This is a genomic window from Aliidiomarina halalkaliphila (assembly GCF_007096385.1).
In the GTDB taxonomy this organism is placed as follows: Bacteria; Pseudomonadota; Gammaproteobacteria; order Enterobacterales; family Alteromonadaceae; genus Aliidiomarina; species Aliidiomarina halalkaliphila.
The window spans coordinates 936,163-953,191 of sequence record NZ_VJWL01000001.1 but is presented as its reverse complement, the minus strand read 5'-3'; the positions used below and the strand labels follow the sequence as shown (position 1 = coordinate 953,191).

The window sequence follows — 17,029 nt, the reverse complement described above, 5'->3', positions numbered from 1 at the left end:
ATCGCTTAACGGGGCGGAATCTTAATGGGATGCCCGAGAAGTGTCAACATCTTCGCCCGATAAATTTTAACGCGCGGGTTTAACTGCGCATATTTTCGACTTTTTGTGTGATTTTTTTGATTCCCTTGCTAAATATCAGTTTTCTCTTATTCACCCAACTTTTGTTCGATTATTACGATTTCATTCCGTTAACATTTTATCCACAACTAGGTTGAGGTCGCGGATTCATTGGCCCCTGTGATCTTATCCACTTTTTCTGTGGATAACCTTGTGGTTAAGTCTGTGAGACCCTTTAGAAAACGTAGGTTATAGCTGATTTTACAGCTTGATTAAAAACTGGCACGCTTTTTAAAAAGGTTAAAAATCAATGGTTTGAATCAAAACTTGGCGAGCGCATGGTTTTTGCGCGTTTCCCGAATGAAAAAACAACAAGTTGCGAGTCATGCTGTGAATTACTTTCTCTGAATTTATTCACAGCAAGCCGGAATTTAAGCCGCTTAGCTGCGAAGTAACTGCAAACCTGCGCGTGATTTGCTATGCAAACGCTTTATGTCAATTCAAATTTTTAGGATCTATTTGTGTACTAAAAGGCGCAGAAATTGGATGGAACAGGGAATGTTTTAGGGCTTTTACGATCAGAGGATGTGGAGACGTCGAAACAGGGGATTTAAGGGCTTAAATAGAAACGCCAGTACCTTACGGTGCTGGCGCTTTAAAATCATCTCTGGGAGCTTTTGAGAGCTTCCTCAGTAGAACTTCTAGAGATGCCCCAAACGTGATTAGCAATCTATCCGGTGTATTTTGCTGCAAACTGCGCGATTCGCGCTACCGCCTCATCAAGCACTGCGCGACTAGCCGCAAATGACAGACGAAAATGACCAGGGGCACCAAAAGCGGAGCCCGGAACAAGCGCAACATTGGCTTCACTCAGGAGACGCTCACACAATTCAATATCGGTATCTACGCCTACAGCCTGCATAAGTGCTTCGATATTTGGAAACGTGTAGAAGGTACCATCGCCCGCGCGCACTTTGAGACCAGGAATCGCCGCTAAAGCGTCAACCAAGCGATCATGGCGAGCTTTAAACTCAGTGACCATCTCGCCTATAAAGGATTGGTCACCTGTCAGCGCAGCTAACGCAGCATATTGAGAAATGGAAGCCGGATTCGAGGTACTCTGGCTTTGTACTTTCTTCATGGCCGCAATGATTTTCTTAGGTCCAGCGGCATAGCCTATTCGCCAGCCCGTCATGGCATAAGCTTTAGACACGCCAGATAAGATCACCGTGCGATCTTTAAGATCCGGTGCAACCATTGGAAGGTTGACGAACTTTTCTTCTGTCCAGAGGATGTGTTCGTACATATCATCGGTGGCAATGAGTATATGTGGGTGGTTGCGCAATACCTCGGCCAATGCTTTGAGTTCGGCAGCGGAATAGGCCATACCCGTTGGATTTGACGGACTATTTAAAAACAACAGCTTTGTTTTTGGCGTAATGGCTGCTTCTAGTTGCTCGGCAGTGATCTTGTAGGCTTGGTCAATGCCTGCCTCAATTACGACAGGTGTAGCGCCCACCAGCAAGGTCATATCTGGATAAGACACCCAATAAGGCGCGGGGATAATCACTTCGTCACCGGCGTCTAACCAAGCTGTGAGAAGATTGAAAATACTGTGCTTGCCCCCAGCAGAAACTAAAATCTCTGCGGGCTCATACTGCAGGTCATTGTCGCGCGCAAACTTATCGCACACGGCTTGTTTTAATTCGGGAATTCCATCGACCGCGGTATAGCGCGTGTGGCCGGCATCAATGGCTGCCTTGGCGGCAGTGCAAATGAATTCGGGAGTCGTGAAATCGGGTTCACCAACACCCAGACCAATCACATCGTTGCCTGCCGCTTTAAGCTCGGCAGCCTTTTGGCTTACAGCCAAGGTCGGTGATGGTTTAATGGCGTTGACGCGCTGTGAAAGTTTGTAGTCCACAAAGCACCTGTCTGCGTATGTTATTTGGAAAGAAAAACCGGGGTGAATATTAGGCTGCCACTATAAGTGGATGCCACTAAAAAGTCTAGTGGGCGGCTGCCGGTCGTGTTCGAAATGAAACCGGGGAGAGCAAGGTTAAACATAGTCAGGGTAACCACTTTTCGGTATACTGTGCGCTTCCTTTTTGTGCTGGTTTCCCGAGCATAATCTGCAAATTCTTGAGGAGTCTAGATGTCGTCGCGATCTTCGGGCCTGCCGCCGGAATCTGCCGGAGCAAACCGAGCGAAGCAGAAATCAACCCCACACTCGCGTAAGCATGAAATGCTGAACGGGCCTATTGGTCGCACTTTATGGGGCATGACGTGGCCAATGATTTTTGGCATCGCCACCTTAATCAGCTTCAATGTCGTCGACACCTTTTTTATCTCGCTTTTGGGCACTGAAGAACTTGCCGCCATCGGCTTTACCTTTCCCGTTACCTTTACCGTGATCAGCCTCACCATTGGGTTAGGTATTGGGACCAGTGCTGTAATTGCTCGCAAACTGGGTGCTGATCAAGATCAAGAAGCTCGCCATGTTGGCAGTTCGGCCTTATGGTTGTCGGCCTTATTGGTGGGTACTTTGGCGTTGTTGGGTTGGGTATTTGCAGACCCGATTTTTAGTATGTTGGGTGCATCTTCAGATATCCAATTGCTGATTAAAGATTACATGAATATTTGGTATGCCGGCGCAGTGCTCCTAGTGATCCCGATGATCGGCAACAGCATTATGCGCGCATCCGGAGATACCAAAACACCCTCATTAATTATGGCTCTTGGCGGCTTAATGAATGCGGTGTTGGATCCCTTGCTGATATTTGGCCTCGGCCCTTTTCCAGCCATGGGGATGCAAGGAGCCGCGTTGGCAAGTGTCATTGCTTGGGCAGTTGGCTTTACTTTGATTATCTATCTGTTGGTGAAAAAGCGTCGTTTAATCGATCCCTTACCACCGTCCTTCAAAGAATTTATCACCTCAACACGTAAGTTACTGACCATTGGTTTGCCCGCGGCTGGGGCGAATATGTTGACCCCTATCGCATTGGGTATTTTAACTGCGATTGTGGCAACCCATGGGGCGCCTGCTGTCGCCGCCTTTGGTGCGGGAGCACGTTTAGAATCGATTGCCTCCATTGTTATTTTGGCCTTGTCGATGACGCTGCCTCCATTTATTAGCCAAAACTTTGGGGCCGGTAAGATTGGTCGCGTGCAAGAGGCGTATAAAACGGCGCTTAAATTTGTTCTGTTGCTACAAGCGATGATGTATCTGGTGATGCTCGCAATGTTGCCCGTGATTCAGGCCGCATTCGCACGGGAAGAAGCCGTGGCTCAAGTGCTGGCTTACTTCGTGATTATTATGCCGCTTGGTTACGGTGTGCAGGGCTGTATTATATTAACTAATTCCGCGTTCAATGCACTACATCATCCGATTCAAGCGTTGCTTTTGAGTATTGTTCGCCTCTTTGTGATGTTTGTGCCCCTATCGTGGTTAGGGAATCAACTTGGCGGATTAGTGGGTTTGTTTATTGGCGGTGTTATCGCAAATGTACTCACAGCATTGATTTCTTATCGGTGGTTTATGCGATTAACCGATGCAGAGCGAGGCAGTGTCGAGGCCGCAGAGCGGGCCAAAGCATTGGCTACAGCGAGCAGTAAAGAGGGTGAAGGGCGTTATGGCGCGTAAATTTCAATTAGTTTCTGATTATCAGCCCGCCGGTGATCAACCTAAGGCGATTAATCGTCTTGTCGACAACCTGAATGCAGGGTTGGCGCACCAAACGTTGTTAGGGGTCACAGGCTCGGGTAAAACCTTCACCATGGCGAACGTGATTGCGCAAACAAATCGGCCCACGTTGATTCTTGCTCACAATAAAACTTTAGCGGCGCAATTGTATGGCGAAATGAAAGAATTCTTCCCTAATAACGCGGTGGAATATTTCGTGTCTTATTACGATTACTACCAGCCAGAAGCCTATGTGCCGACCACGGATACCTTTATCGAGAAAGACGCGTCTATTAATGAGCACATTGAGCAGATGCGCTTGTCGGCAACGAAAGCTTTAATGGAGCGGCGCGATGTCGTGTTGATCGCATCCGTATCGGCCATTTATGGTTTGGGTGATCCCGAATCCTATATGAAAATGATGCTGCATTTACGCCGTGGCGACATAATTGATCAACGAGATATTTTGCGCCGCTTGGCGACCTTGCAATACAAACGCAACGATCAAGCGTTCACCCGCGGTACCTATCGAGTGCGCGGGGAGGTGATTGATATCTTTCCGGCGGAATCTGATGATATGGCCGTGCGCATTGAATTATTTGACGATGAAATTGAACGCATTAGTATTTTTGAGCCGCTCACCGGGCAGGTGACGCAAGGGGATATCGCTCGCTTTACCGTATATCCCAAAACGCACTATGTGACGCCTCGGGAAAAAATTCTTGAAGCCATTGAAGGAATCAAAGGCGAACTTAAGCTGCGTCGCGAGCAATTTCTTGGGGAACACAAGCTGATTGAAGAACAGCGTATTCGTGAACGCACGCAGTTCGATATCGAGATGATGTTGGAGCTAGGTTATTGCTCGGGCATTGAGAACTATTCACGTTACCTGTCGGGGCGAGCCCCAGGCGAACCGCCACCAACACTTATGGATTACTTACCTGATAACGCATTGCTTATTATTGATGAGTCGCACGTGACTGTGTCGCAGATTGGCGCCATGTACAAAGGTGACCGTTCGCGTAAAGAAAACTTGGTGGGCTATGGCTTTCGCTTGCCATCGGCGCTGGATAACCGGCCACTCAAATTTGAAGAGTTTGAAGCCATTTCACCGCAAACCATTTATGTTTCAGCCACCCCGGGTGACTATGAGATTCGTCGTTCTGAAACCGATGTGATTGAACAAGTCGTGCGGCCGACCGGACTGATCGACCCTATGATTGAAGTACGTCCGGTGGCGACTCAGGTCGACGATGTGATGTCGGAGGTACGGCTGCGAGCAGAAGTAGGGGAACGCACCTTAATTACCACCTTGACCAAGAAAATGGCAGAAGATCTTGCGGACTACCTAGACGAACACGGGATTCGGGTACGCTATCTGCACTCAGATATCGATACAGTGGAACGGATGGAGATTATTCGGGATCTGCGCTTGGGCGAGTTTGACGCGTTAATTGGGATCAACTTACTGCGTGAAGGTTTGGATATGCCAGAAGTATCGCTAGTAGCGATTCTGGATGCAGACAAGGAAGGATTCCTGCGGGCGGAACGCTCGCTTATTCAAACCATTGGTCGCGCTGCGCGAAACCTTAACGGTAAGGCCATCTTGTACGGGGATCGTATTACTAAGTCCATGCAAAAGGCAATTGATGAGACCGAACGTCGTCGGGCCAAACAGATCGCCTACAATACCGAGCATGGCATTACGCCGCAGGGCTTGAATAAGAAGATTACTGACGTTCTGGATTTAGGCGGTGATACCAGCAAGCGTAAACGTGATAAAGCACGGGCAGCAGCGGTGGCCCGCGGCATTAAAATCCCTGAGTATAAGAGCCCGAAAGCAATTGCCGAGGCCATCTCTGAGCGTGAAAAAGCCATGTATAATGCAGCACAAAACTTGGAATTTGAAAAAGCGGCAAAAATTCGTGACGAAGTGCATGAGCTCAGAGAACAGCTAAAAACTTATGCATAAGTTCTGAATTCGGCTATTTTTAGGGCGAAGCGCCGTTTTTTTCAACAGTCAGTAAAGCGTAGTAAAATTTCCTGTTGACAGAGCAAAGCACCGCCCTATAATAGCGCCTCGCAACACAGGGAACATCGACTGGGTTGCACAATCACTGAATAACCGAATGGATGGTTAGCTCAGCTGGGAGAGCACCGCCCTTACAAGGCGGGGGTCACTGGTTCGAACCCAGTACCATCCACCAGTGATTGCACATACGTTATGCTGCGTAGTTCGCAACATACCCAACGTGGATGGTTAGCTCAGTTGGGAGAGCACCGCCCTTACAAGGCGGGGGTCACTGGTTCGAGCCCAGTACCATCCACCATTTTTCAACTGCCACTTGGCAGTTTTTTTGTGCCCACAATTCCTGATTCCTTCGATTACATACGCCGACAGTGACATTTCTTCCTGATTTATTAAGATATTTTTTGTGTTTGGGAAATATTTTGTAACAAATATTCATTAGGGGGAACACACCAACCTCCTTTATGATTCATCCTGTTACGCACAGACATACTTCGAATGGACTTGAACTCAATGTGGTGCGTTTTCCGCACTGGATAAGCGGAAAATCTCGTTAAGGACTAACGAATTCCTGGATGACTTTGCGACACGGATGTTGCACCCCAGTCCGCTCCTTCATCTCCGATTTCTGCATACGACTCACACATACCTCCTCGTTTTTCTTTCTGTTATACTTTGCCCCTATTTTTCGCAACCTCAATCACAGGAAGAATAACCATGTCTGTTGTTTCTCGTTTTGCGCCCAGCCCGACGGGCTATTTGCACGTTGGTGGCGCGCGAACTGCGTTATATGCTTGGCTAGTGGCACGTGCTGCTGGTGGTAAGTTTGTGCTTCGCATTGAAGACACTGACCGTGAGCGTTCGACACAAGAAGCAATTGATGCCATTTTCGCTGGCATGGAATGGTTAGGTTTAACTTGGGATGAACCGCCAATTTTTCAAACCCAACGGTTTGGCCGCTATCAAGAAATCATTGACCAACTGCTTGCGGAAGGAAAAGCATATAAGTGCTATTGCTCGCAAGAACGCTTAGAAACGATGCGTGAAGAACAAATGGCTGCAGGCTTAAAGCCGCGCTATGACGGTAAGTGTCGTGATATCGAAGATAAGCCAGGGCAACCTTTTGTTATCCGGTTCCGGAACCCACAGGACGGTACCGTGGTGTTTGACGACCACGTGCGCGGACGTATTGAAATTGCCAATAAAGAACTCGACGATCTGATTATCGCTCGGACCGATGGCACTCCAACCTATAATTTCTGTGTTGTGGTGGACGATTGGGATATGGGTATTACCCATGTGGTGCGCGGCGAAGATCATATCAACAACACGCCCCGTCAGATTAATATTCTGAAAGCATTAGGGGCTCCAATTCCCGAATATGCTCACGTATCCATGATCCTCGGTGATGACGGTAAAAAGCTTTCCAAGCGTCATGGCGCCGTAAGCGTTACCGAATACCGAGACAAAGGTTATTTGCCAGAAGCTATGCTCAATTACCTTGTGCGATTGGGGTGGTCTCATGGTGACCAGGAGGTATTCTCCCTCGACGAGTTGATTCGCTTGTTTAAACTGAGCGATATCAATAAAGCAGCTTCGGCGTTTAATACCGAAAAGCTAAATTGGCTAAATCAGCACTATATGAAAACCCTGCCTGCCGAAAAAGTAGCGGCAGCGTTAGCCTGGCATTTTGCTGAAATAGGTGTAAACACGGAGGGTGGACCCGCATTGGTTGATGTGGTGAAACTGCAAGCAGATCGGGTAAAAACCTTGCGGGAAATGGCGGAAATTAGCCGGTATTTTTTTGAAGAGGTTACAGAGTTTGAGGCGCAAGCGGCGAAGAAACATCTACGTCCGGTGGCTGGGGAGCCATTGGCCGATGTACAACAACGCTTTGCGCAATTAACGCAGTGGAATGCAGAAGCAATTCACCAAGCTATTCAAGACACCTGTGCAGCGCTTGATGTGGGCATGGGTAAGGTAGGAATGCCGTTACGAGTTGCGGTGACGGGCGGTGGTAATTCACCCTCGTTAGACGAAACCTTAGCGATGATTCCACAACAACAAGTGGTTGAGCGTATTGGTTTGGCCCTGACGTTTATTAAAGCGCGAGAGGAGAACGCTTAAGATGCCGAAAATTCGTGAGCTGCTAGCACATAATAAATCCTGGGCAGAGACCCAAGTGAAGCAGGATCCAGAGTTTTTCGAACGATTAGTTAATCAACAAAAGCCGGAATATCTATGGATTGGCTGCTCAGACAGCCGAGTTCCGGCCAACCAAATCGTTGGTTTAGCCCCCGGAGAAGTGTTCGTTCACCGCAATGTTGCCAATCAGGTGATACAAACGGATTTTAACTGTCTGGCGGTGCTTGAGTATGCGGTAGTGAATCTACAAGTGCGGCATATTCTTGTGGTCGGTCATTATGGTTGCGGCGGTGTCGCCGCAGCGATGGAGAGTAATCGTCACGGGTTGGTGGATCAGTGGTTGCATCCGATTAAAGATATTTATCGACATAACGAACCACAGCTAGGGGTGATGCCCTACAATGCGCGCTTTGATCGCTTATGTGAGCTTAACGTGCTTGAACAAGTACGTAACTTATCGCGCAATCACATTATTCAAGAAGCCTGGGATCGGGGGCAAAAGGTGTCGATCCATGGTTGGATTTACAGCGTAAAAGATGGTTTGTTGAAAGATTTAGGCTGCACAATTACTGGAAAAGAAGGGGTTGAACCTATTTACCAGTATTGCTCTGATGAGCAATCAGACGAAGAGTGATTTTGCACAATTGTTGAAAAAGAGTGCATATTGGCAAAAAATTAGCCGAACAGGTCACAAGTCCGAAAAAACAGTTGACAGTGGTACGGTGGATTCTTAGAATGCGCCTCGCTGTCAGGACACAGTCTGAAGCAGTAATTTCCGAATGTGGGGCTATAGCTCAGCTGGGAGAGCGCTTGCATGGCATGCAAGAGGTCAGCGGTTCGATCCCGCTTAGCTCCACCATCTTTCGGATGTAACGAGAAATGCGTCCCCTTCGTCTAGAGGCCTAGGACACCGCCCTTTCACGGCGGTAACAGGGGTTCGAATCCCCTAGGGGACGCCAACTCGCTACAATGAACAGATTGGCACTTGTTTGCCGCCGTGAGGCGCTGGCTACACCAGCGCGGGCGATGTCCGAGGACACCGCGCTAAACCTTTGGCACGGCAGTAACAAGGGTTCGAATCCCCTAGGGGACGCCAACTCGCTACAAGCAAGATAAGATCCGGGTCCCCTTCGTCTAGAGGCCTAGGACACCGCCCTTTCACGGCGGTAACAGGGGTTCGAATCCCCTAGGGGACGCCACTTATTTCACCGAACAGTCAGGCACTTGTTAACGCCGTGAGGCGTTGTCCAAGGACACCGCGCTAGACCTTTAGCACGGCAGTAACAAGGGTTCGAATCCCCTAGGGGACGCCACTTATTTTAGATACCAAGATCCGGGTCCCCTTCGTCTAGAGGCCTAGGACACCGCCCTTTCACGGCGGTAACAGGGGTTCGAATCCCCTAGGGGACGCCATATATTCCGAAAGCCTGCTGAAACCAGCGGGTTTTTTTGTGTCCGCCGTTAATTATTCGATGTGGTTTTAGACCAACGCGGTGGGTTGGCTACTGTTGTATTGCTGGCCTCAGGGCGGTGCGGCGGATACGCGTTGTGAGGGTGTCTGCCGCAGGGATGCGGCAGCCAAGCCTGCATGGATGCATTTACGGCGTCCCTCACGAGGCCAACTCTGCCTCTGGGCCTTGAGCGGCAGGGATGCCGCGCCCAAGCCTGCATGGATGCATTTACGGCGTCCCTCACGATGCTATTCCCGCAGCGAACATGACCCCATTTCAGGCCAACGCGGTGGGTTGGCTACTGTTGTATTGCTGGCTCAGAGGGCGGTGCTATTCCCGCAACGAACATGATCCTATTTGGGGGGAACTGCGTTAAGCTATCAGCATTAACTTTAGGGGACTGATTATGACCAAACAACCCATCGCGTTGATTACAGGCGCCGGACGCCGTCTTGGGCTGCACATGACTCGTTATCTGCTGGCTGAGGGTTGGCAGGTGATTGCATTGTCACGCTCTCACGATGGTGAGCTCGCTGAGCTAGCCACGACCAACGCTGATCTCTCGATTGTGACCTGTGATGCGCTCAGCGATGCTAGCGTGGATCAGGCCATTGCGCATATCCAACGTACAGCCAGTCATCTCGACTTTGTGTTGCACAACGCCTCACTCTACGAGAAAGATGCAGCGCACACCGACGACGCCTGTGCGTTCTATGACCAGCTGTATCAGATTCACATGAAGCTTCCGGCGCGATTGAATGAAGGGCTGCGCTCACAGTTAGAAAAGCGAGTGCGAACTACCGCCAATATCATTCATATCACCGATATTTACGCGAGTAATCCGAATCCTGAGTATGCCCTGTATTGTTCCACCAAAGCGGGGCTAGAGAATCTGATGCTGAGCTTTGCCAAGCGCTTAGCGCCGAGCATACGCGTGAATGCGATTCAGCCAGGCCCGATTAAATTTTTGCCGGAGCACAGCGATGCTGACAAAAAGCAGGTTCTAAGCGAGACCTTGCTCCCGGTGGAGGGTGGTTTCGAAGCGCTGCAACAGGCGATCCAAAGTATCCTCGATAATGAATACATGACTGCTGCCATCATTCGTGTAGACGGTGGCCGGTCGGTGACCTAATTGCAAGTTGCCTAAGGTAATGTGTTGTGTGTTCTGTGGGCTTGTTAGGGCCTCGATACACACCTGAGTATAGGGCTCATCAAAGGCCGACATTGTCGCCATACTGAGCTCTGGACTGATGTGCAAAATATCTAAATCGAGAGTCCGATCTTTCTGGCTACGCAGTGGATCGTTGCGATCACGACCATGCTCAGCCTCTAGCTGGTTAAACCATTCTTTAATGGTTTCGGCGCTTTCTCTGGCGGCAAAGATGACCAGCGTATTAAAGAATGCATGTTCGCTATGAATATCGCAGGGCTCAGTTTTCACGATTGGCAATACTAGCACTTCGCCAAAACGCTGGGCTAGTTCACGCAGGGCGCGGGCCACATGCTGCTCTGGGGCTAAATTACTGCCAATGCTGACATAAACGTAGTGGCGGGGCGTTCGAGCACTCACAATGCCTCCAGCAGAGCACGTAGTTGTGGCTCCATAATATCCGCTATAACCGGTTGTGCAGCGAGGTTAGGGTGAATGCCATCCGCTTGCATGTATTCGGCGTTGAGGGCGACCTCACGCATAAAAAATGGAATTAATGGAATGCCTTTGTCGTCGGCGACGGTATGAAAAACATCCCGAAACATGCGAGTATAACGACGTCCCAGATTCGGCGGAATTTCCACTTCACTAAGTGCGACCTGAATGTTTCTGGACTGGAGGATTGTTACCATCTCTCGTAGATTAGATTCCATGGTATCGAGATTAAATCCACGTAAGCCGTCGTTACCACCCAGCTCAATAAACACAATATCCGGCTGATGGCGATCTATTAAAGATTCCAAGCGCGCTAAGCCACCTTGGGTAGTTTCGCCGCTAATGCTTGCGTTGATAATACGTAAGTTGGGGTGATGTAATGACCAGGTCCGGTCGATTTCTGCCACCCAAGTGTCGGCTTCGGCGATACCATAACCTGCGCTAAGGCTATCGCCGAGAACTAATAATGATACGTTTGTGTCTGCAGCACGTACTGAACACGATACGGCTAGGCCAATGACAACAATGATGTAAAGGAATTTTTTAAACATATGGCACTTATTCAAGTTCAATCAGTATCTCGCAATGTTGCGACCAGCGACGGTGAATTGCAAATTTTATCCGAGTTAAGCTTCTCAATCGACCGGGGTGAAGTGGTGGCAGTGGTCGGTGCGTCCGGTTCTGGTAAATCCACGTTGCTGTCGTTACTCGCGGGCTTAGACCTGCCAACAACAGGACAGGTTGTTATAGATAACGTAAATCTGAATGATTTGGATGAAGAACAACGTGCGATTTTGCGCGGCGAGAAAATCGGCTTTATTTTCCAGTCATTTCTTCTAATTCAAAGTTTAACGGCCCTTGAGAATGTGATGTTGCCCGCTGAACTTGCTGGCCGTCCAAATCCGGAGAAAGAAGCGCGCGAACTGCTGGCGAAAGTTGGGCTGAGTGAGCGCTTAACCCATTATCCAAATCAACTTTCCGGTGGTGAGCAACAACGTGTTGCCATTGCCCGCGCGTTTATTGGCCAGCCACAAATTCTGTTCGCCGATGAACCCACCGGAAACCTCGATAGTAAAACTGGGGAACGGGTAGAAGCGTTGTTGTTTGAATTAAACCGTGAGTTTAATACCACCTTGGTGGTCGTAACCCACGACGACAAGCTGGCGCAACGATGCGATCGCATTTTGCGGCTTGATGCCGGACAGCTCGTGGAGCAACAGCATGTGGCCTAAAATTTCTTGGCGATTACTCAAGCATGAGTTGCGTCGTGGTGAGTTAACCATCATGGCGGCCGCCGTGGCGCTAGCCGTCACTGCGGTTTTAAGTTTGTCGGTATTTAGCGAGCGCTTGCAGCTGGGGTTGCTCGACCGAAGTTCTGAGTTTCTCGCTGCCGACCGCGTGTTGCGTGCACGCGGTGCTGAAATCCCCACCGACTGGTTAGATCGTGCAGAGCAAGAGAACGTGGCTTGGGCGCGCCGTGTGACCTTTAACTCGATGGCGTTTACTAACGGCGAGATGACACTGGTCGACGTCAAATCTGTGAGTGACGGGTATCCTTTGCGCGGGCATCTTGAAGTTGCATCGGCACCGTATATGGACGGCGATCGCATCGATAGCCTGCCCCAAGCAGGTGAGGTTTGGGTGCAGGGCAGTTTATTTCAAGCGCTCGCTTTAGACATTGGCAGTGTCTTGGAAATTGGTGATGCGGAATTTACTGTCACGCATGTGCTAAGTCATCAGCCAGACTCCGGTTTTAATGTATTTGCCGATAGCCCGACCGTGCTGATTCATATCGATGAGTTGGAGCGCACCGGTTTAATTCAGCCCGGCAGTCGGGTGAATTACAATTATCTATTTGCTGGCGATCCTAGCGATATTCAGCGCTACGAAACGTGGTTGCTGCCGCAATTAGACGACGTGACCCAGCGTTGGACCAGCATTCAAGACGGGGATTCACCGTTATCTGCGGCGTTAAATCGAGCCGAGCGCTTTATGTTGTTAGCCAGCTTGCTCGGTGTTGTTCTCGCGGCAACCGCCGTAGCCGTTGCCGCCCAGCGCTACGCCCAACGCAATTTTGATGCCGTCGCAATTATGAAAACCCTGGGCGGCCGCACCCCACAAATCACCCGAATCTTCACGTTGCACTTGCTGCTTCTTACGGGGGTGAGCATTGTGCTGGGGTTAATTTTAGGCAACGTGCTGCAGTATGGCGTGATTTGGTGGGTAAGCGAACAACTAGGTTATGCGCTTCCGAGTGGTGGCAGCGGCCCCTATGTGCTTGCCGTAGCTACAGGACTGCTGTGCGCACTGATGTTTAGCCTGTATCCATTACTCCGTTTATTGAAAATTCCACCTTTGCGCGTGTTGCGACGCGACATCGTCGCACAAGGCCTCGGGAAATGGCTGCATTGGTTGATTGCCGGCAGCACCATATTCCTCTTGATGGTGATTTATAGTGGTTCTCTGATGCTTTCCGTGGCGTTATTCGCTGGCGGCGTTGTCGCCATGCTATTGCTGTTAGCCATAAGCCGATTGTTTATACGCGCAAGCCGCAGTGCAGGCATGCAAGCGGGTAGCAGTTGGCGTTTAGCCATGGCTGGGCTCCAGCGCCGAGCTGCACAAAACAGCATGCAGATGCTCAGTTTCTCCATCGCCATCATGCTGTTTCTCTTGGTCCTCGCATTGCGCAATGAGCTCCTGGATGACTGGCAAAATCAACTTCCTGAAGATGCGCCTAATTATTTTGTGGTGAATGTCGCGCCCCATCAAGTTGCCCCAATGCAGGAGATGTTTGCCGCCGAATCCATTCAAGCCACCGAGTTATACCCTATAGTACCCGGTCGGTTAGTGGCGATTAATGGCACCATGGTACGTGATGCAGTGACCAAAGAAGAACGGGATGAAAGTGAGTTTCGTGAAGGTTTCGGACGTGAACTGCAGCTCACTTGGCAGGCGGATTTGCCGGCAGAAAACCGTATTTTGCAAGGGGAGTGGTTTAGCCCTGGTAAAGCGGGCGTCTCCGTAGAATCTCAAGTTGCCGAGCGCATTAACGTGCGTGTTGGTGATGAGCTTACATTCCGAGTGGCCGCTGATGAGTTTACCGTTCCGATTACTAATATTCGGGAAGTGGACTGGAATACCATGCAGCCCAATTTCTATATGGTATTTAGCCCAGATTTACTCGAAGGGATGCCCGCGACCTATATCGCTAGTTTCCATTTGCCACCGGAGCGACGAGTGGAGCTTTATCGATTATTCCGTGATTTCCCACAAGCCTCATTGATCGACGTAGAAGATATACTCACGCAAATTCGCGATGTGATCGGGCATGTTTCATTGGCGATCACCTTTGTGATGGTGTTGGTGATCTTTGCTGGTGCCTTGGTATTAGTCGCTCAGGTGCAAGCCTCGCTCGACGAGCGCCGACAGGAGCTCGTGATACTGCGTACCTTAGGTGCACGATCGTCGTTGCTGTCGCGGGCGGTGAGTTATGAGTTTGTGGTGCTTGGCGCTCTGGCAGGGCTTATTGCCACCATAGCCATGGAAGTGGCTGTGTATGCCTTGCAAACTCAGGTATTTAATATGCAACCGACCTTCCATTGGCGGTTCTGGTTATTGGGTCCTTCAGTGGGAGCGGTGATTGTAGCCGCGCTGGGTTGGTCCGTTTGCTACCGTCTTTTACAGCATCAAACCGGTGCTTTGATCCGCCGATTGCAATGACGTTTTAGCTAATTTCCGGCCAACGAAGTGCGTTGGGTACGGAGATAGAGCTAGCGTGACGTTGAGGCATGAGGGAGGAACTGGCACCGCGCGGGTGTCTGCCGCAGGGATGCGGCAGCCAAGCCTACATGGATGTATCTACGGCGTCCCGCTGGGGTCATTCCGCGCTCAAAGCCTTGGAGCAGTTCGAGCCAACGCACCGCGTTGGCTACGTGCAGGCCTCGAGAGCGGGGTGTAGGTCCTCGAATTCGAAGGTGAAGCCTGCTTGTTGCAGACGCTCCGGAATGACGGCTTGGCCTGTCAGCAGTAAGTCCGACATTTCACCGAAACCGAGACGTAATACAAAGGCAGGGACTTTAAAGAAAGTCGGGCGATGTAGCACCTTTCCCAGAGTTTTACTGAATGTTGCGTTACTTACTGGATTTGGTGCTGTGAGGTTATACGGACCATGACAGTCTCGTTGTTGCAATAAAAACTGGATTGCAGCAGTCATATCGTTGATATGAATCCACGACATCATTTGCTTACCGCTACCCATCGGCCCGCCAAGACCAAAGCGAAACGGAGGGAGCATTTTTTTCAAGGCGCCACCTTGCCGCGCGAGCACGATGCCGGTGCGCAGTAAACACACACGCGTGTTATCGCTTTCGGCCCGCAGCGCAATATCTTCCCAGTATTTACACAAACGATGACTAAATTCATCATTGGGGGTGTTATTCGTTTCCGTCACCGGGGTCTCCCCTTGACGCCCGTAGTAGCCGATAGCGGAGCCCGAAATGAAGGTATGCGGGGGCGATTCTGAGGCCTCAAATAATCCAACCAGTGCGTCGGTAATATGCCAGCGACTCTTTTCAATCCGTTCTCGTTGTGCAGCGGTCCAGCGTTTGTCGGCAATAGGTTCACCTGCCAGATTAATCACCGCATCAAAATGATTGAGATTTTCAAGCTCGCCTAAACTTGCGATGACCGTTACGGTCGGGCCCAGCTTCTTGCGGGCACGCTCTGGGTGGCGCGATAGCACCGTGATGCTGTATTCGTCGCCGTAACGCTGAATAAATGCAGATCCAACCAGACCTGAACCGCCTGTGATTAGAATATTCATAACACTCCCTTCCGTAAGATGCTTGTGAGCCCACTTACATTGGCGTATCGTTTTAAGCTTAGCATCGAATCTTGCATACGGAGAACTGGCCATGACGGACCAACCCACAATTCTATCCCCAGTAAGTAAAATTATATTGGTGGCCGCAGCCATTGTGATCATTTTGGCGGGCGTAAAAGCGGCTAGCGTGATTGTGGTCCCGTTTTTATTAGCGTTGTTTATTTCAATTATTTTTCAACCAGTGATTCATTGGTTCCAATACAAAGGGTTCCCCCCATACGTAGCCATCGCCGCCATACTCATTGTGGTATTAGTCGCGGGCTTTGGTTTGGCCGGACTGATTGTGCAATCTGCCAACGAGTTTACCGCTAAGCTCCCAGAGTATCGGCAAAAACTCTCGGCTCAGTTTACTGAACTTACGAACTTAGCGGCCATATTTAATATTCATTTGGATAGCTCCTTGCTTGAGCAGCATTTAGACCCTTCGCGCTTGATGTCGATGGCCGTCAATATATTGGCCAGTTTGGGCAGTATGCTCACGAATACCGTACTTATTTTATTGATTGTCGCTTTTATGCTTGGCGAAGCGGCCTTAATGCCCCGAAAAATTGGTCTCGCCTTTCCGCAGCCGGAAAAACACCTCCAGCGCATGAGTGCAATGTTGCTCTCGATTAATAAGTATCTTGCGTTAAAAACCATGATTAGTTTAATCACGGGTTTCTTAGTGGGCTTCGGCTTGTGGTTGTTTGGCGTTGATCATTATATTCTGTGGGCTGTCGTTGCCTTCCTGTTCAACTATATCCCCAATATTGGCTCCATTATTGCCGCGTTTCCCGCCGTGATTATGGCCCTGATTCAGTTCTCCCCATGGATGGCAGGTGCCGTAGCGCTGATGTATATCGCCATCAATGTGGTGATGGGAAATGTGATCGAGCCGCGCGTAATGGGACGTGGTTTAGGCTTATCTACCTTGGTGGTGTTCTTGTCGTTGCTATTCTGGGGGTGGTTGTTGGGTCCCGTGGGCATGTTGCTTTCCGTGCCCCTTACCATGATGGTGAAGATTGGGTTTGAGGAGAGTCCGGGCACGCGCTGGCTTGCGATACTACTCAGTGGCGACGAGATCAGCCGCCTTGAAGACGACCCATCGGCGCTGGATGTGAGCGCCGATGAACCGGTGGCGAAAGAAACACCGTAGATA

General features: G+C 50.0%; 11 protein-coding genes, 6 tRNA genes and 1 pseudogene. 14 read left to right on the top strand and 4 right to left on the bottom strand.

What is annotated here, in order from left to right; translation table 11 throughout:
• Positions 1–787: 787 nt before the first annotated feature.
• Positions 788–1,981, bottom strand: a complete 1,194-nt coding sequence (locus FM042_RS04380; RefSeq protein ID WP_143234692.1) for a pyridoxal phosphate-dependent aminotransferase — start codon at positions 1,979–1,981, stop codon at positions 788–790.
• Between the two features lie 321 nt (positions 1,982–2,302).
• Between FM042_RS04380 and FM042_RS04375 the strand changes: the two genes are divergently transcribed.
• The 11 genes from FM042_RS04375 to FM042_RS04325 all read left to right on the top strand — a co-directional run bounded on the left by FM042_RS04375 (position 2,303) and on the right by FM042_RS04325 (position 10,496).
• Positions 2,303–3,700: an MATE family efflux transporter gene (locus tag FM042_RS04375; protein WP_143235608.1), complete on the top strand. Its 1,398-nt coding sequence runs from the start codon at positions 2,303–2,305 to the stop codon at positions 3,698–3,700.
• On the top strand, positions 3,690–5,711 hold the full coding sequence (uvrB, locus tag FM042_RS04370) for an excinuclease ABC subunit UvrB (protein ID WP_143234690.1): 2,022 nt from the start codon (positions 3,690–3,692) through the stop codon (positions 5,709–5,711). The genes FM042_RS04375 and uvrB overlap by 11 nt, the downstream gene beginning before the upstream one ends.
• Positions 5,712–5,870: 159 nt before the next feature.
• Positions 5,871–5,946 (top strand) — tRNA-Val (locus FM042_RS04365).
• A 47-nt stretch (positions 5,947–5,993) separates the two neighbouring features.
• Positions 5,994–6,069, top strand: a tRNA-Val gene (locus FM042_RS04360).
• 416 nt (positions 6,070–6,485) lie between these two features.
• Positions 6,486–7,895 carry a glutamate--tRNA ligase gene (gene gltX / locus FM042_RS04355; protein WP_143234688.1) on the top strand — a complete coding sequence of 470 codons (1,410 nt, stop codon included), beginning with the start codon at positions 6,486–6,488 and terminating at the stop codon, positions 7,893–7,895.
• 1 nt (position 7,896) lies between these two features.
• Positions 7,897–8,547, top strand: coding sequence for a carbonate dehydratase (can, locus tag FM042_RS04350; protein WP_143234686.1), 651 nt, complete (start codon positions 7,897–7,899; stop codon positions 8,545–8,547).
• Between the two features lie 149 nt (positions 8,548–8,696).
• Positions 8,697–8,772, top strand: a tRNA-Ala gene (locus FM042_RS04345).
• 24 nt (positions 8,773–8,796) lie between these two features.
• Positions 8,797–8,872, top strand: a tRNA-Glu gene (locus FM042_RS04340).
• A gap of 164 nt (positions 8,873–9,036) precedes the next feature.
• Positions 9,037–9,112: transfer RNA gene (locus tag FM042_RS04335), tRNA-Glu, on the top strand.
• A 138-nt stretch (positions 9,113–9,250) separates the two neighbouring features.
• Positions 9,251–9,326 (top strand) — tRNA-Glu (locus FM042_RS04330).
• 444 nt (positions 9,327–9,770) lie between these two features.
• Complete coding sequence (locus FM042_RS04325) at positions 9,771–10,496, top strand: SDR family oxidoreductase (RefSeq protein ID WP_143234684.1); 726 nt, start codon at positions 9,771–9,773, stop codon at positions 10,494–10,496.
• A 117-nt stretch (positions 10,497–10,613) separates the two neighbouring features.
• Here FM042_RS04325 and FM042_RS11965 read toward each other — a convergent pair.
• Positions 10,614–10,934: pseudogene (locus tag FM042_RS11965) on the bottom strand (2-amino-4-hydroxy-6-hydroxymethyldihydropteridine diphosphokinase); the annotation flags it as partial.
• Entirely contained in the window at positions 10,931–11,560 is a 630-nt protein-coding gene (locus FM042_RS04315; RefSeq protein WP_143234680.1) for an arylesterase, read from the bottom strand. The gene FM042_RS04315 and the pseudogene FM042_RS11965, both read right to left, overlap by 4 nt.
• Between FM042_RS04315 and FM042_RS04310 the strand changes: the two genes are divergently transcribed.
• On the top strand, positions 11,561–12,241 hold the full coding sequence (locus FM042_RS04310) for an ABC transporter ATP-binding protein (RefSeq protein WP_143234678.1): 681 nt from the start codon (positions 11,561–11,563) through the stop codon (positions 12,239–12,241).
• The gene (locus FM042_RS04305) at positions 12,231–14,729 is read left to right on the top strand and encodes an ABC transporter permease (RefSeq protein WP_143234676.1); all 2,499 of its coding nucleotides are present in this window, start codon (positions 12,231–12,233) and stop codon (positions 14,727–14,729) included. Before FM042_RS04310 ends, FM042_RS04305 begins: the two co-directional genes overlap by 11 nt.
• Before the next feature lie 208 nt (positions 14,730–14,937).
• Here FM042_RS04305 and FM042_RS04300 read toward each other — a convergent pair whose 3' ends face one another.
• Positions 14,938–15,831 (bottom strand): TIGR01777 family oxidoreductase, encoded by an 894-nt coding sequence (locus FM042_RS04300; RefSeq protein ID WP_143234673.1) that lies wholly within the window; start codon positions 15,829–15,831, stop codon positions 14,938–14,940.
• 91 nt (positions 15,832–15,922) lie between these two features.
• Here FM042_RS04300 and FM042_RS04295 point away from each other — a divergent pair, with 91 nt between their 5' ends.
• Complete coding sequence (locus FM042_RS04295; protein ID WP_143234671.1) at positions 15,923–17,026, top strand: AI-2E family transporter; 1,104 nt, start codon at positions 15,923–15,925, stop codon at positions 17,024–17,026.
• Positions 17,027–17,029: the final 3 nt, after the last annotated feature.

Bases quoted from the DNA above. Each gene is read 5' to 3' on its own strand.
- gltX (WP_143234688.1), top strand. From the start codon at position 6,486: ATGTCTGTTGTTTCTCGTTTTGCGCCCAGCCCGACGGGCTATTTGCAC.
- FM042_RS04315 (WP_143234680.1), bottom strand. From the start codon at position 11,560: ATGTTTAAAAAATTCCTTTACATCATTGTTGTCATTGGCCTAGCCGTA.
- FM042_RS04305 (WP_143234676.1), top strand. From the start codon at position 12,231: ATGTGGCCTAAAATTTCTTGGCGATTACTCAAGCATGAGTTGCGTCGT.
- uvrB (WP_143234690.1), top strand. From the start codon at position 3,690: ATGGCGCGTAAATTTCAATTAGTTTCTGATTATCAGCCCGCCGGTGAT.
- FM042_RS04325 (WP_143234684.1), top strand. From the start codon at position 9,771: ATGACCAAACAACCCATCGCGTTGATTACAGGCGCCGGACGCCGTCTT.
- can (WP_143234686.1), top strand. From the start codon at position 7,897: ATGCCGAAAATTCGTGAGCTGCTAGCACATAATAAATCCTGGGCAGAG.
- FM042_RS04310 (WP_143234678.1), top strand. From the start codon at position 11,561: ATGGCACTTATTCAAGTTCAATCAGTATCTCGCAATGTTGCGACCAGC.
- FM042_RS04375 (WP_143235608.1), top strand. From the start codon at position 2,303: ATGCTGAACGGGCCTATTGGTCGCACTTTATGGGGCATGACGTGGCCA.
- FM042_RS04295 (WP_143234671.1), top strand. From the start codon at position 15,923: ATGACGGACCAACCCACAATTCTATCCCCAGTAAGTAAAATTATATTG.
- FM042_RS04300 (WP_143234673.1), bottom strand. From the start codon at position 15,831: ATGAATATTCTAATCACAGGCGGTTCAGGTCTGGTTGGATCTGCATTT.